This is a genomic window from Pseudomonas rosaeacicularis (genome assembly GCF_057128745.1).
Genome location: NZ_JBSKHT010000017.1, coordinates 32,755 through 48,020, shown reverse-complemented (window position 1 = coordinate 48,020; position 15,266 = coordinate 32,755). Strand labels below are relative to the sequence as shown.

The following is a 15,266-nucleotide window of genomic DNA, read 5'->3' as shown; positions in this document are numbered from 1 at the left end:
GACGATAGAGATGTGGCGGATGTACCAGCCTATTCGCGGACAGGTCCGCTCCCACGGATGTTGCGTCAGACCAGAATCCAGCGGCGTGTGACATCCAGTGTGGGAGCGAACCTGTTCGCGAACGCGGTGATTCAGACGATAGAGATGTGGCGGATGTACCGGCCTATTCGCGGACAGGCTCGCTCCTGCGGGTCCGTATGAGTGATGGGGTTTTCGTCAGCGCCGCCGATCATAGGGTCCATTTGGCCATTAGGTCGGTGTATTCAAGCCATCTGCGTCAACAGATCGCGCAACCGGTCCAGCGCGGGGTCGATGTCGAGGGTTTCGATGGCGCCGAAGCCCATGATCAACCCTGGCCGTACGGGCTGCTGGTCGAAAAACCCTTCCAGCGAATACAGACCGATGTCTACCTTCCTCGCCATTTCGATCAGGAACCTCATGTCTACCGGGACCTTGCACACCAGCGCCATGTGAAATCCGGCGATACAGGGAATCGCCTCCAGCCACGGCGACAGGTCGGAAGCAACCCGCGCCAGAATTCGCTCTCGACGCCCGGCATAAATCCCGTGGCAGCGACGAATGTGCTTGTTCAAGGTGCCTTCGCTGATGAATTTGGCCAGCGCCCATTGCGCCAGGGAACTGGTGTGCCAGTCGGTCAGTTGCTTGGCTTTGATCACCGCACTCAACAACGCCTGGGGCAGGACCACGTAACCCAGGCGCAACTCGGGCAGCAGGGTTTTCGAGAACGTCCCGACATACGCCACCACCCCATGCTGATCCATGCTTTGCAGCGAATCGGTGGGCCGGCCTTCGTAGCGAAACTCACCGTCGTAATCGTCCTCGATGATGATCGCGCCGATGGACCGGGCCTTTTCCAGCAACGCCTCGCGCCGTGCCATGCTCATGGGCATGCCCAGCGGAAACTGGTGGGATGGTGTGACATAAATAAAGCGCACACCGTCGGGGATCGAATCGACACGGATACCTTCTTCGTCCACCGGAATGCCGATCACCTGGGCCCCTTGCGCGGCAAACAGCAAGCGCGCGGGCGAATAGCCGGGGTCTTCCATCGCCACGCTGCACCCGGGCTCGATCATCACCCGTGCCAGCAGATCAAGCGCCTGCTGCGCACCGTTGCATACCACCACATCGTTGGGCCCGCATTTGACTCCGCGAGAAAACGCCACATGCCCGGCAATCGCTGAACGCAGCGCCGCCACGCCCTCCGGTTGGCTGTAGAAACCGCGCTCCTTGGCCATCTGCCGCAGCGCGTAGTGGGTGCAGCGGCGCCAGTCTTCGTGGGGGAAGGTGGCTCTATGAGTGGCGCCGCCAATGAAATCGCTGCGCAAGGTGCCCGCGAGGCTCGGATGGCGCAACGGCAGCTCAATCGCCTCCCACTTTTTCAACACCTGGCGGCTGGTCAGTTCGACGTCAGCCTGACGCGGGGTCGAGTGCGTGCGCAGGGTATTGACGAAGGTGCCGCTGCCGATCTTGCCGATCAGGTAATTTTCGTAGGTCAGGCGGGCGTAGGTGTCGGAGATGGTCTTGCGTGACAGGCCAAGCTGCTCCGCCAGCAGACGGCTGGGCGGCAACTGGGTGCCGGCGGCCAGGCGTCCGGATTCGATGCCTTCGCGCAGTTGATCGTAAAGTTGCTGCGCCAGGTCTTTGCGGCCCTGAATGACGATGTGAAGTTCCAACGCATGATTCTCGGCTGGGTAAATCACCCATTTTAGCCGCTGCCCGCACCTGTAGGAGCGAACTTGTTCGCGAGGCGATGTGCCTGACACGCCGGCGGCGCTGGTCTCGCCAACAAGTTGGCTCCTACAGGTTTTGGGTCGGAAGGCTAAATCACTTCGTCATGCAACGTTTCCGGTCCACTGCGCTCATACCCTTAAGCACTCGAGCGCACAGGACGACTGAAATCTATGACGACCCCGGACAAGCAGTACGTGGACTGGCTGGTTGAGCAATCGATGCTCAACGCCGCACAACAGCGCGCAAAACTCTATGGCGGCCAGGGCCGTCTGTGGCAGAGACCCTACGCTCAAGCCCGCCCTCGCGACGCTTCGGCCATCGCCTCGGTGTGGTTCACCGCTTACCCTGCATCGATCATCACCCGCGAAGGCGGTTCGGTGCTCGAAGCCCTTGGAGACGAAACCCTGTGGCACGCCTTGTCCGATATCGGTATCCAGGGCATCCACAACGGTCCGCTGAAAACTTCCGGCGGCCTCAAAGGCAAGCAACGCACCCCAAGTATCGACGGCAATTTCGACCGCATCAGCTTCGAAGTTGACCCGGAACTGGGCACCGACGCGCAGTTCCTGGGCCTTAGCCGCATCGCTGCCGCGCACAACGCGATCATTGTCGATGACGTGATCCCGTCCCACACCGGCAAGGGTGCGGACTTTCGACTGGCCGAAATGGCTTACGAGGAATACCCCGGCCTTTACCACATGGTAGAAATCCGAGAAGAAGACTGGTCGCTGTTGCCCGACGTCGCTCACGGTCGCGACGCCGTCAACCTGCCGCCAGCCACCGTGGACATTCTGCGGGACAAGCACTACATCGTCGGCCAGTTGCAACGGGTGATTTTCTTCGAACCTGGCGTCAAGGAAACCGACTGGAGCGCAACGCCGGTGGTGGTGGGTGTCGACGGCAAGCCGCGGCGCTGGGTCTATTTGCACTACTTCAAGGAAGGCCAGCCGTCGTTGAACTGGCTGGACCCAAGTTTCGCTGCACAACAGATGATCATTGGCGATGCTCTGCACGCTATTGACGTGATGGGCGCGCGGGTGTTGCGCCTGGATGCCAACGGCTTCCTCGGCGTCGAGCGCAAGGCCGATGGCACGGCGTGGTCCGAGAGCCATCCGCTGTCGATCACCGGCAACCAGTTGTTGGCCGGTGCCATCCGCAAGGCCGGTGGTTTCAGCTTTCAGGAACTGAACCTGACCATCGACGACATCGCCGCGATGTCCCACGGCGGCGCGGATTTGTCCTACGACTTCATCACCCGTCCGGCCTACCAGCACGCGCTGCTGACCGGGCGCACCGAGTTTCTGCGCCTGATGCTGCGTCAGGTGCATGAGTTCGGCATCGATCCAGCGTCGTTGATCCACGCGCTGCAAAACCACGATGAGCTGACCCTGGAGCTGGTGCATTTCTGGACGCTGCACGCCCACGATCAATACCTGTACATGGGCCAGACCTTCCCCGGCAACATTCTGCGCGAGCACATCCGCGAAGAGATGTACGAGCATCTGGCGGGTGAGCACGCGCCCTATAACCTCAAGTTCGTGACCAACGGCGTGTCCTGCACCACGGCGAGCATCATCACTGCCGCGCTGGGCATTCGTGATCTGGACACCATCACTGCCGAAGACGTGCTGAAAATTCAGCACATCCATTTGCTGCTGGTGATGTTCAACGCCATGCAGCCGGGTGTGTTTGCGTTGTCCGGTTGGGACTTGGTGGGCGCCTTGCCGCTGCCGGCCGAACAGGTGGCGCACCTGATGGAAGACGGCGACACCCGCTGGATCCATCGCGGCGCTTACGATCTGGTGGGGATTGACCCGGATGCAGAGTTCTCGGCCGGTGGCATGCCGCGTCCGAAGACCCTGTACGGGAGCTTGCCGGAGCAGTTGCAGCGCCCGGATTCGTTCGCCTCGCAGCTGAAGAAAATCCTTTCGGTACGCCGCGCCTACGACATCGCCGCCAGCCGCCAGATTCTGATTCCGGACGTCGAACATCCGGGCCTGCTGATCATGGTCCACGAGCTGCCAGCCGGCAAAGGCATCCAGATCACGGCGCTTAATTTCAGCTCCGAATCCATCGTCGAGACCCTGCACTTGCCAGGCATCGCGCCGGGCCCGGTGGTGGACATCATCAACGAGCGGGTGGAAGGCGATCTGACCGAAGAGGGCGAGTTCACCATTACGCTGGATGCTTACGAAGGCCTGGCCTTGCGCGTGGTGAGCATGGTCTCGCCGATGATGTAGGCCATCAGTGGTCGCGGGCTACTATCGCTGTGCTCGATAACGACCATTGATAATCGGAAATTCTGCTTTGCGCCGCGAAGGCTCAGGATGACGCCACGTCAACCCGAGCCTCTGCGGAGCACCCCGATGAATTTTCGAATCCTAGCCCTCATTACCCTTGTCGCCACGTTGGCAGGCTGTTCCGTGCCTGGCGCTCCGCAGTATTCCGGTGCGCAGATGGGCACCTTTCACGCCTCGGCCGCAACTTCCAGTGTCGCCCTGAAACACACCCAGACCGTTGGCGTGATCTTTACCGAGAACACCGTTGCCAACCTCAAGTACATGGAAAGCTACAACGCCAGCGCACAAACCGGCCTGGCTGCGAAGCTGACGGACAGCCGCATCACCGAAGCCTACGTGAATAGCTCCGATCCGGAGCTGGCGATCAACTGGTTTGCCGCCTCATTGGAAAAGCAGTTCGCGACCGTGAATTTTTACGAAAACCTGGATTCGGTATTGGCCGCGCGGCCTGACGTGATCGTGCTGCTCGACACCCGCAGCAAACTGGTGACCGAGCGCAGTTCGGACATGCAGGCAAGCATCACCGCCGAATTCTTCGACGGCGATTTCAACTACATCGGCAAGGCCCAAGGCAGAGATGCCAAATCCCTGTCGCCAATGTGGGCCCACACCAAACGTGCCCCAGAGATCGCAGCCGACATCGACCAGCAACGCGCCGTGCAGATCAACGCGTTGCAGCAGTTCGATGCTTCGCTGGAGTCGTTGATCAAGTCGGAGTCGTGATTCACCAGATGTCTCGGTGGTTCGCCCTACACAAACCCGTGGGAGCGGACCTGTCCGCGAAAGGGCCGCCTGATCCGACACACGTGTTGCGCCTGATACATCGTCTTCGCGGACAGGTTCGCTCCCTCATGGCTACCTGCTCTGTCCCGCAATCTGGGCCGAACAGAAAACCTGTAGGAGCGAACTTGTTCGCGAGAAGGTTTGCCTGACACACCGCATCGCCGGTCTCGCCAACAAGTTGGCTCCTACAGACATACTTCACCCAAATCGCACATGCTCTCGGCTCTGTTAGACTTCTGCGCCTTGATACTCAGGGGCTCCCTATGAACGATCCGGTTCGTCTTACCCAGTACAGTCACGGCGCCGGTTGTGGCTGCAAGATTTCTCCAAAAACCCTCGAAACTATCCTCGCCGGCAGCGGCGCGCAGAATCTGGACCCGCGTCTGTGGGTCGGCAATGCCTCCCGCGACGACGCTGCGGTCTACGCCATTGACGAAGAGCGCGGCGTGGTCTCTACCACCGATTTCTTCATGCCCATCGTCGACGACCCATTCGACTTCGGTCGCATCGCCGCCACCAACGCCATCAGTGACATCTACGCCATGGGCGGCGACCCGCTTATGGCCATCGCCATTCTCGGCTGGCCGGTCAACGTACTGGCCCCGGAAATCGCTCGTGAAGTGATTCGCGGCGGGCGTTCGGTGTGCGACGAAGCCGGCATCCCGCTGGCCGGTGGGCACTCCATCGACGCGCCCGAGCCAATCTTTGGGCTCGCGGTCACGGGCCTGGTGGAAAAACGCTTCATGAAGCGCAACGACACCGCCACCGTTGGCTGCAAGCTGTACCTGACCAAACCGCTGGGCATCGGCATCCTCACCACCGCCGAGAAAAAGGGCCTGTTGCGCGACGAAGACGTCGGCCTGGCTCGTGATGTGATGTGCCAGCTGAATAAGCCCGGCAGCAAGTTTTCCAGACTGGCCGGCGTCACCGCCATGACCGACGTCACCGGTTTCGGGCTGTTGGGGCATCTGGTGGAAATGGCCGATGGCAGCGGGCTTAGCGCGCGCCTGAATGCTGCGGCGGTTCCGCGGCTGGGCAGCGTTGATTTCTACATCGAGCAGGACTGCATTCCCGGCGGCACTCATCGCAATTACGACAGCTACGGCGAGCGCATCGGTGCGCTGACCGAAACGCAAAAACTGCTGCTGTGCGACCCGCAGACCAGCGGTGGTTTGCTGATCGCCGTCGAGCCCGCCGAGGACGGCGCGTTCCTGGCGATGGCTGCTGATTTGGGCTTGAACCTCTCGCCCATCGGCGAATTGATCGAGCGACAGCGACACGCGGTCGAGGTGTTCTGATGCGCGATAACAGCGCTCACTTTCGCGAGATGTTCCTTCACGACGTCCCAATGATGGACGTGCGCGCCCCGGTTGAATTCGACAAGGGCGCCTTTCCTGGCGTAGTCAATCTGCCACTGATGAACGACAGTGAGCGGCAGAAGGTCGGCACCAGCTACAAGCAGGAAGGCCAGCAGGCGGCCATCGAGCTGGGTCATCGTCTTGTGTCCGGCGAGGTCAAGCAGGCGCGCATCGAAGCTTGGGCGGATTTTGCACGTCAGCACCCGGAGGGCTTTCTGTACTGCTTCCGCGGCGGCCTGCGCTCGCAGATCACCCAGCAGTGGCTGCAGAGCGAGGCGGGCATTCAATATCCCCGCGTGATCGGCGGCTACAAGGCGCTGCGTACCTACCTGTTGGGCGTTACCGAGCAGGCGATCGCCGAGTGCGATCTGGTGCTGGTGGGCGGCATGACCGGCACCGGCAAGACCGAGGTGCTGGCGCAGCTGAACAACGCGCTGGACCTGGAAGGCCACGCCAATCATCGCGGTTCGAGCTTCGGCAAACACGCGACGCCGCAGCCGAGCCAGATCGATTTCGAAAACCGTCTGGCGGTCGACATTCTCAAAAAGCGCGCCGCGCATGTGCAGCAGTTCGTGATCGAGGACGAAGGGCGCATCGTCGGCAGTCGCGCCGTGCCCGTCGAGTTTTACCGGGCCATGCAGGAAGCGCCATTGGTGTGGCTGGAGGACAGCTTCGACAGTCGCGTCGAGCGGATTCTCAAGGATTACGTGATCGATCTGTGCGCCGAATTTATTGCCGTGCAGGGTCTGGAAACCGGCTTCAACGGTTTTGCCGAGCGCTTGCGGCAGAGTCTGTCGAGCATCGTCCGGCGTCTGGGTGGCGAGCGCTATCAACGGCTGTCGGCGATCATGGATGCCGCGCTGCAAGACCAGGAACGCAGCGGCGATGTCGATCTGCATCGCGGCTGGATCAGCGGCATGCTCAGCGAATATTACGACCCGATGTACGTGTATCAGCGCGACAGCAAGGATCCGCGTATCGAGTATTCCGGGGATCAGGCCGAGGTCGTCGAGTACTTGAAGCAACGAAGCCGCCGGGAGGTTTAGCCCGCGGCGGCTTCGTTGTGTTGGGGTGAAGGGGACTGATTTATTTATCGCGCTGTTCGATAAATAAATCTGTCCCCTTTATTTTACCTTTATTGCCGACGGTCAGAGCAGAGCAGCCCCCACGAGCCCGCTGACGATGCCGATCAGCATGGTCAGCACGCCGACCGTTACCAGCACTTTGGCGTCGAAGGATTTACGCAGCATCAGCAGTGACGGCAGGCTCACGCTCGGCAAAGTCATCAACAGCGCGATGGCGGGCGCGGTGCCTAAGCCCAAGGCCATCAGCGTCTGCACGATGGGGATTTCTGCAGCAGTGGGGATCACGAACAGCGTGCCGACGATGGCCAGCGGAATCAGCCACAACAGGCTGTTGCCCATGGCGCCGTCGACGTGGGGGAACAGCCAGACGCGAGCAGCGCCGAGGATCAACACCGCGACGATGTAAATCGGGATGGTGGTCCAGAACAGGCTCCACAGGGTCTTGCCCCAGCGAGTCAGCAGATTGCCTTCTTGCGGTGTTTCCGCATTGACCACCGCCTCAATGGCGCCCTCGGGCAACGGTTCGGCTTTGGAGATACGTTGCGCGATCAACGACACGCCGATCACCAGCACCAACCCTGCCACCAGACGCAAAGCGGTGAAGCCCCAGCCCAGCACGAAGCCCATGAACACCAGCGTCGCGGGGTTCAGCACCGGGTTGGCGATCCAGAATGCCAGCGCGGCGCCGACCGAAACGTTTTGCTTGCGCAGACCCGCGGCGACCGGCGCGGCGCAGCAGCTGCACATCATCCCGGGCAAGGCGAACAGCCCGCCGCGTACGGTTGAGCCAAGTCCTGCGCGACCGAACATGCGCAGCAGCCAGTCGCGGGGGATCAAGACCTGCAACAGCGAACCGAGGATCACCGCCAGCACGGCTGCTTTCCAAATCGCCAGGAAATACACCTGGGCGTAAGCCAGGGCGGCGGCCCATGGGTTGGCCGGATTGTCGTTGATGATCGAGGCGCCGATGCTGTGCGTATCAGCGGCGATGAACGACTTGAGGTAGTAAGGGGACCATTTGACGTAATACAGACCGATGGCGGCGATCAGCAGAAATACGACAGGTTTCCACCAGAACGACAAGCCACGGGACGGCGTGGCAAGTGGGAGACTGGACATGAGAGCGTTTCCGGGTAAGAGGCGTTAAAGCGCAATCATAGCTGCCACGAGACATGGATGCTTACAAATCAGCGGGTGCCACTCACAGCGTATTGCTGGGGCAGGCGCAAAACCCGTGGGAGCGGACCTGTCCGCGAAGGGGCCGGTGCGGGCAATGAATCTCCAGCGCCTGACGCTCAGTCTTCGCGGACAGGTCCGCTCCCACGGGTTCATATGTCACCGTTTGATGCCGCTCTTGATTCTGGCCGACGTCATCTTTTGATCGATCAGTGAAGGTCCGCCTTTGATTTCTGGCCGAAGGCCGGAGGAGTCCGGCTTGCCGACGATCTGCCGGGCACCGGCAGCAAACGCTGCGCACTCTGTGCATCAGGTATGACGGCGGCGCCTGGTTTCAGGACGGCTACGGTCGGACGCGACCCCGGACCAATCGCCTGCAAGCAAGGCTCCTACGCCTTCGGCAGAAGCGGGCCTCATCCACCCTTTGATCGTCGCCCCAGCGTGGAAGGGCTACCCCGCGCAGTGAGCGATCATATTCCTGAGATCAGGCGCAAAACCCGTGGGAGCGGACCTGTCCGCGAAGGGGCCGGTGCGGGCAATGAATCTCCAGCGCCTGACGCTCAGTCTTCGCGGACAGGTCCGCTCCCACGGGTTCATATGTCACCGTTTGATGCCGCTCTTGATTCTGGCCGACGTCATCTTTTGATCGATCAGTGAAGGTCCGCCTTTGATTTCTGGCCGAAGGCCGGAGGAGTCCGGCTTGCCGACGATCTGCCGGGCACCGGCAGCAAACGCTGCGCACTCTGTGCATCAGGTATGACGGCGGCGCCTGGTTTCAGGACGGCTACGGTCGGACGCGACCCCGGACCAATCGCCTGCAAGCAAGGCTCCTACGCCTTCGGCAGAAGCGGGCCTCATCCACCCTTTGATCGTCGCCCCAGCGTGGAAGGGCTACCCCGCGCAGTGAGCGATCATATTCCTGAGATCAGGCGCAAAACCCGTGGGAGCGGACCTGTCCGCGAAGGGGCCGGTGCAGGCAATGAATCTCCAGCGCCTGACGCTCAGTCTTCGCGGACAGGTCCGCTCTCACGGGTTACATACGTCTTCAGCTGATCGATTGATCGTCCCCACGCTCTGCGTGGGGATGCATCGTTTGACGCTCCGCGTCAGCTTTGCGCGACGCGGAGCGTCCGGGGCGGCATTACCACGCGGAGCGTGGGAACGATCAACACCCCATCATTCGATCGTAAACGATCAATGAAACGCCAACCCCGAGGACTTCAACAATTCCTGGGTGTACGCCTGCTGCGGGTTGGCGAAGATGTCGCGGGAGGCGCCTTGCTCGACCACTTTGCCGTCCTTGATCACGATCAGGTCGTGGGCCAGGGCGTGCACCACCGCCAGGTCATGGCTGATGAACAGATAGGTCAATCCATGGCGGATTTGCAGGTCACGCAGCAACGCGACGATCTGTTTCTGCACCGTGCGGTCCAGGGCCGAGGTGGGTTCGTCGAGCAGGATCAGTTCCGGCTCCAGCACCAACGCACGGGCGATGGAGATGCGTTGGCGCTGCCCGCCGGAAAACTCATGGGGATACCGATGCCGCCACTCCGGATCAAGCCCCACTTCCCCCATTACCCGAATCACCATCTGCTCACGCTCTTTCGGCGTACCAACGCGGTGAGTGAGCAAACCCTCGGCGATGATCTGCTCCACGGTCATCCTCGGGCTCAAACTGCCAAACGGGTCCTGAAACACGATCTGCATCTGCCGGCGCAGCGGGCGCATCAAATTCTGGCTGCGCAGACTCAATTCCTTGTTGCCGAAGCGGATACTGCCCTCGGAATCGATCAGCCGCAAAATGGCCTGGCCCAGGGTCGATTTTCCCGAGCCCGACTCTCCGACAATCCCCAGCGTCTTGCCCTTCATCAGCTCGAAGCTGACGCCATCCACCGCTTTCACATAGCGCTTCTCACGACTGAAGAGAGCCTTGGGCAGGGGAAACCAGACCTTGAGCGCATCCACCGACAGCAGCGTTTGCGGGTGCAGACTCGGCACCGGTTCGCCATCGGGTTCGGCGTTGATCAGCAGCCGGCTGTATTCATGCTGCGGGTTGGCGAACAGCGCTTGGCACTCCGCCTGTTCGACGATTTCCCCGGCGCGCATCACGCACACCCGCTGGGCAATTCGCCGCACCAGATTCAGGTCGTGGCTGATCAACAGCAAGGACATGCCCAGCCGTGCTTGCAACGATTTGAGCAGCTCAAGAATCTTCACCTGCACGGTCACGTCCAGCGCTGTGGTGGGTTCGTCGGCGATCAGCAAATCCGGCTCGTTGGCCAGCGCCATGGCGATCATCACCCGTTGCCTTTGACCGCCCGACAGCTGATGCGGGTAGGCATTCAAGCGCAGCAGCGGGTTGTGAATTCCCACCAGCTCCAGCAGCTCAAGCGTTCGGGCCCGTGCGGCGCGGCCCTTCAGGCCCTTGTGCATGGCGAGGATTTCGCTGATCTGCTTTTCCACGGTGTGCAGCGGATTGAGCGAGGTCATCGGTTCCTGAAAGATCATCGCGATGCGGTTGCCGCGCAAGCTGCGCAATTGCTTGTCGCTGGCATGCACCAGGTCCAGGCCGTTGTAGCAAATGCTGCCGGTGGTGCTCACCGATTTGCCGGGCAGCAGGCGCAGGATCGAATGCGCAGTCACCGATTTGCCAGAGCCGGACTCGCCCACCAGCGCCAGGCATTCGCCGCGTTGAATGTTCAGGTTGATGCCGTGCACCACTTCCGCGCCGTTGAACGCGACGCGCAGGTCGCGAATTTCGATGAGGGTGTCAGTCTTGTCAGCATGTGGCATGTCAGCTCCTTGGATCGAACGCGTCGCGGCAGGCTTCGCCGATGAACACCAGCAGCGAGAGAATCAACGCCAGCGCAAAGAACGCCGTCAACCCCAGCCACGGCGCCTGCAGATTGCGTTTGGCCTGGCCGATCAATTCGCCCAGGGACGCGCTGCCCGCCGGCATGCCGAAGCCAAGAAAATCCAGCGCGGTCAGGGTCGAAATCGCCCCGGTGACAATGAACGGCAGGTAGGTGAGGGTGCTGGTCATGGCGTTGGGCAGAATGTGCCGGATCATCAGCGCGCCATCGGTCAGGCCCAAAGCGCGGGCGGCTTTGACGTACTCCAGATTGCGCCCCCGCAGAAACTCCGCGCGCACCACGTCCACCAGGGCCAGCCACGAGAACAGCGCCATGATCCCCAGCAACCACCAGAAACTTGGTGCGACAAACCCCGACAGAATGATCAGCAGATACAGCACCGGCAGCCCGGACCAGATTTCCAGCACGCGCTGCCCGATCAAGTCCGCCATACCTCCATAAAAGCCCTGAATCGCCCCGGCGAATACGCCGATCACCGTGCTGATAACGGTCAGCAACAGCGCGAACAGAATCGATATCCGTGCACCGAACAACACCCGCGCCGTCACGTCACGCGCCTGATCGTCGGTGCCCAGCCAATTCTGGGCGCTGGGCGGGCTGGGGGAGGGCTGCTTGAGTTCGTAGTTGATGGTCTCGGCCGAAAAAGGGATCGGCGGGAACAGCATCCAGCCGCCCTTGTCGGCGATCAGCTTGCGCACGTAATCGCTGGAATAGTCCGGCTCGAACGGCAGTTCGCCGCCGAAATCAGTCTCCAGGTATTGATGCAGCGTCGGGTAATACAACTTGCCGTCCAGACGGATGAGCAGAGGTTTGTCGTTGGCGATCAGCTCGCCGCATAGGCACACCGCAAGCAGCGCAATGAACAGCCACAAGGACCACCAGCCACGTCGATTAGCCTTGAAGCGCGCCAGACGTTGTCTGCTTTGGGGAGAGAACTCAAACATCAGGCGCTCCTCGCCGAAAAGTCGATGCGCGGGTCGATCAGCGTGTAGGTCAGATCGCCCACCAGCTTGATCAGCAAGCCGAACAGGGTGAACAGGAAGAGGGCGCCGAACACAACCGGGTAATCCCGAGATACAGCGGCTTCGTAGCTCATGCGCCCGAGGCCATCGAGGCCGAAGATGGTTTCGATCAACAGCGAGCCGGCGAAGAACACATCGATCAGCGCCTGGGGGATGCCCGCGACCACCAGCAGCATGGCGTTGCGAAACACGTGGCCGTACAACACGCGGGTTTCGCTCAAGCCCTTGGCCCGCGCGGTGACCACGTACTGGCGGCTGATCTCGTTGAGAAAGCTGTTTTTGGTGAGGATGGTCAGGGTGGCGAAACCGCCGATCACCAACGCGCTGACCGGCAGCACCAGATGCCATAGATAGTCACGCACCTTGCCGAACGCGGAGAGGGTTTCGTAGTTATCCGACACCAGTCCCTGGGCCGGGAACCAGCTCAGGTAGCTGCCGCCGGAGAACACCACGATCAGCAAAATCGCGAACAAAAACGCCGGCGTGGCGTAGCCGATGATCACCAGCGTGCTGGTCCACACATCGAACGCGCTGCCGTGGCGAATGGCTTTGCGAATGCCCAGCGGGATCGAGATCAGGTAAGTGATCAGCGTCGCCCACAGGCCCAATGACAACGAGGTGGGCAGCTTTTGCAGGATCAGGTCAGTGACCGAAGCGCCGCGAAAGAAGCTGTTGCCGAAGTCCAGCTGCGCATAGTTTTTCAGCATCAGCCAAAGACGTTCATGCAGCGGTTTGTCGAAGCCGTAGTGCTTTTTGATTTCTTCGACCAGCGCCGGGTCCAGGCCACGGCTGCTGCGGCTGCTGGTTCCGGTAGACGCGACTTCGCCGCCACCACCGCCCACGCCGGTAGGGCTGAAGCCTTGAATGCGGGCGATGGCTTGCTCCACCGGACCGCCGGGCGCGGCCTGCACGATGAGGAAGTTGACCACCAGAATGCACAGCAGCGTCGGAATGATCAGCAACAAACGACGGATCAGATAGGCCAGCATTCAGTGAGCCTCCGACGCGGGTTTGGGGTTTTTCTGTTGCGCGGCCAGCAGCGCGGCCATTTGCTCGTTGGTCAGCGCGGTCGGGCTGACTTCCCACCAGCTTTCCAGACCCACGTCGTAGGTCGGGCCGACTGTCGGCATGCCGAAGCGGTTGGCGTACACCAGCGGTGTGCCTTGGGAGAAGTAGTGCGGAATCATGTAGAAATTCCACAGCAGCACCCGGTCCAGAGCGCGGGCATAGCGGACCATTTCATCGCGGCTGTTGGTGGCCACCAAGCCGTCGATCAACCGATCCACCACCGGATTGCGCAGAACCAGGGTGTTGGAGCTGCCGATCTGGGTGGCGCTTTGCGAGCCATACAGGTTGTACAGTTCGCGGCCCGGAGAAATGATCGGGTTACCGTTGTTGGGGAACTGGGTGACGATCATGTCGTAGTCCCGGGCGTTGAGCCGGTTCTGGTATTGCGCCGAATCCACACGCCGGTAATCCAGGGTGATGCCGATCTGTGCCAGCACCCGTTTGTAGGGCAATACCAGCCGATCAAAACCGCCCTGACCGTCGAGAAACGAGAATTCCATCGGTTCGCCTGCAGCGTTCACCAGCCGGTTGTTTTTCGGGTGCCAGCCGGCTTCGGCGAACAGCTTCAGCGCCTGTTTCTGCTTGTCACGGATGTAACCACTGCCATCGGTTGTCGGCGCTTTCCATACCTGAGTGAACACCTCGTCCGGCACCTGTCCGCGCAGGGGCTCGAGGATTTTCAGTTCTTCAGCGTCAGGCGGCTCAGTGGCAGCCATGTCGCTTTTTGGCCAGTAGCTTTGCTCGCGCACGTAGAAGTTGCGCATGATCTGGTTATTGATCCATTCGAAATCCCAGAGCATCGCCAGCGCTTCGCGCACCTTACGGTCCTTGAACACCGGTTTGTCGAGATTGAATCCAAAGCCCTGAGCAGCTACCGGACGGTTCTTCGCCACGATGTGCTTTTGCAAACGCCCGTCGTCGATGGCCGGGCCCGAATAGCCCACCACATAACCGGACGACGAGAACTCGCGGTTGTAATCGAATGAACCGGACTGGATCAGCTGCCGTGCCACTTCAACATCGCCATAGAAGTTCACGGTCAGTGTGTCGAAGTTATAAAGCCCGCGACTGACCGGCAGATCCTTGGCCCACCAGTCCTTGACCCGCTCGAAAGACACGCTGCGTCCGGCATCGACTTTCGACACGCGATAAGGCCCGCTGCCAAGGGGTGGCTCGAAACCGCCGCCGTTGGACAGGTCGCGGGTCTTCCACCAGTGCTCTGGCAGGATGCGCATGCTGGCGATGTCCAGTGCCAGCGTGCGGTTGAGGTTGTTCTTGAAGTTGAAGCGAATCTGCCCCGGCCCCTCGACCACCACGTCTTGCACGTCGGCATACAGCGGTCGGTAGCTGAAGCTGGCTTTGGTGGTCATCAGCTCGAAGGTGTAACGCACGTCTTCGGCGGTGATGGGGCTGCCGTCATCGAAACGCGCCTTGGGGTTCAGATAAAAACGCACCCACAGATTGTCGGGGTCGCGCTCGATCTTTTCCGCCACCAGGCCGTAGACCGTATACGGCTCGTCCAGCGAGCGGTAGGCCAGTGGCGAGTAAACCCAAGTGTCGATCTGGGACACATTGATGCCCTGATCCGCGTAGGGCATCAGGTAATTGAACTGGCCGATTTCCTCGGAGGAACGGCTCAACGACCCGCCCTTGGGCGCGTCGGGATTGACGTAGTCAAAATGCTTGAAGCCATCGGGATACTTCGGTGCTTCGCCATAAACGGTCAACGCATGACCGGGCGCCGCAAGACAAAACTGAGAGACACACGCCACCACAGTGCCCAGCAACAGGCGCCGCAGTGATAGGGAAAAACGACACATGATCGGACCATCCTCGGTTTGCAGTT

The 15,266-nt window shown here is 60.9% G+C and carries 10 protein-coding genes; 4 read left to right on the top strand and 6 right to left on the bottom strand.

The genetic code is table 11. The features are described 5' to 3' along the window. Positions 1-263: 263 nt before the first annotated feature. The gene (gene pdxR, locus ACWKWM_RS21535; protein WP_483848085.1) at positions 264-1,697 is read right to left on the bottom strand and encodes a MocR-like pyridoxine biosynthesis transcription factor PdxR; all 1,434 of its coding nucleotides are present in this window, start codon (positions 1,695-1,697) and stop codon (positions 264-266) included. A gap of 228 nt (positions 1,698-1,925) precedes the next feature. Between pdxR and treS the strand changes: the two genes are divergently transcribed. The 4 genes from treS (at position 1,926) to mnmH (ending at position 7,242) form a co-directional block, all read left to right on the top strand. Next, on the top strand, positions 1,926-3,995 hold the full coding sequence (gene treS / locus ACWKWM_RS21530; protein WP_483848084.1) for a maltose alpha-D-glucosyltransferase: 2,070 nt from the start codon (positions 1,926-1,928) through the stop codon (positions 3,993-3,995). 126 nt (positions 3,996-4,121) lie between these two features. Next, a complete protein-coding gene (locus tag ACWKWM_RS21525) occupies positions 4,122-4,778 on the top strand; it encodes an ATPase (protein WP_483848083.1) in 657 nt (218 codons plus the stop codon). A gap of 323 nt (positions 4,779-5,101) precedes the next feature. Continuing rightward, a complete protein-coding gene (gene selD, locus ACWKWM_RS21520; protein WP_483848082.1) occupies positions 5,102-6,136 on the top strand; it encodes a selenide, water dikinase SelD in 1,035 nt (344 codons plus the stop codon). Further along, positions 6,136-7,242: a tRNA 2-selenouridine(34) synthase MnmH gene (mnmH, locus tag ACWKWM_RS21515; protein ID WP_483848081.1), complete on the top strand. Its 1,107-nt coding sequence runs from the start codon at positions 6,136-6,138 to the stop codon at positions 7,240-7,242. Before selD ends, mnmH begins: the two co-directional genes overlap by 1 nt. A gap of 102 nt (positions 7,243-7,344) precedes the next feature. Here mnmH and ACWKWM_RS21510 read toward each other — a convergent pair whose 3' ends face one another. From ACWKWM_RS21510 to ACWKWM_RS21490, 5 genes are all read right to left on the bottom strand, one after another. Beyond that, positions 7,345-8,400 carry a permease gene (locus ACWKWM_RS21510; RefSeq protein WP_483848080.1) on the bottom strand — a complete coding sequence of 352 codons (1,056 nt, stop codon included), beginning with the start codon at positions 8,398-8,400 and terminating at the stop codon, positions 7,345-7,347. A gap of 1,251 nt (positions 8,401-9,651) precedes the next feature. Beyond that, positions 9,652-11,250 carry an ABC transporter ATP-binding protein gene (locus ACWKWM_RS21505; protein ID WP_483848079.1) on the bottom strand — a complete coding sequence of 533 codons (1,599 nt, stop codon included), beginning with the start codon at positions 11,248-11,250 and terminating at the stop codon, positions 9,652-9,654. Position 11,251: 1 nt separating this feature from the next. Continuing rightward, positions 11,252-12,274: an ABC transporter permease gene (locus tag ACWKWM_RS21500; RefSeq protein WP_483848078.1), complete on the bottom strand. Its 1,023-nt coding sequence runs from the start codon at positions 12,272-12,274 to the stop codon at positions 11,252-11,254. Beyond that, a complete protein-coding gene (locus ACWKWM_RS21495) occupies positions 12,274-13,341 on the bottom strand; it encodes a microcin C ABC transporter permease YejB (protein ID WP_483848077.1) in 1,068 nt (355 codons plus the stop codon). Before ACWKWM_RS21495 ends, ACWKWM_RS21500 begins: the two co-directional genes overlap by 1 nt. After that, positions 13,342-15,240 (bottom strand): extracellular solute-binding protein, encoded by a 1,899-nt coding sequence (locus tag ACWKWM_RS21490; protein WP_483848076.1) that lies wholly within the window; start codon positions 15,238-15,240, stop codon positions 13,342-13,344. Positions 15,241-15,266: the final 26 nt, after the last annotated feature.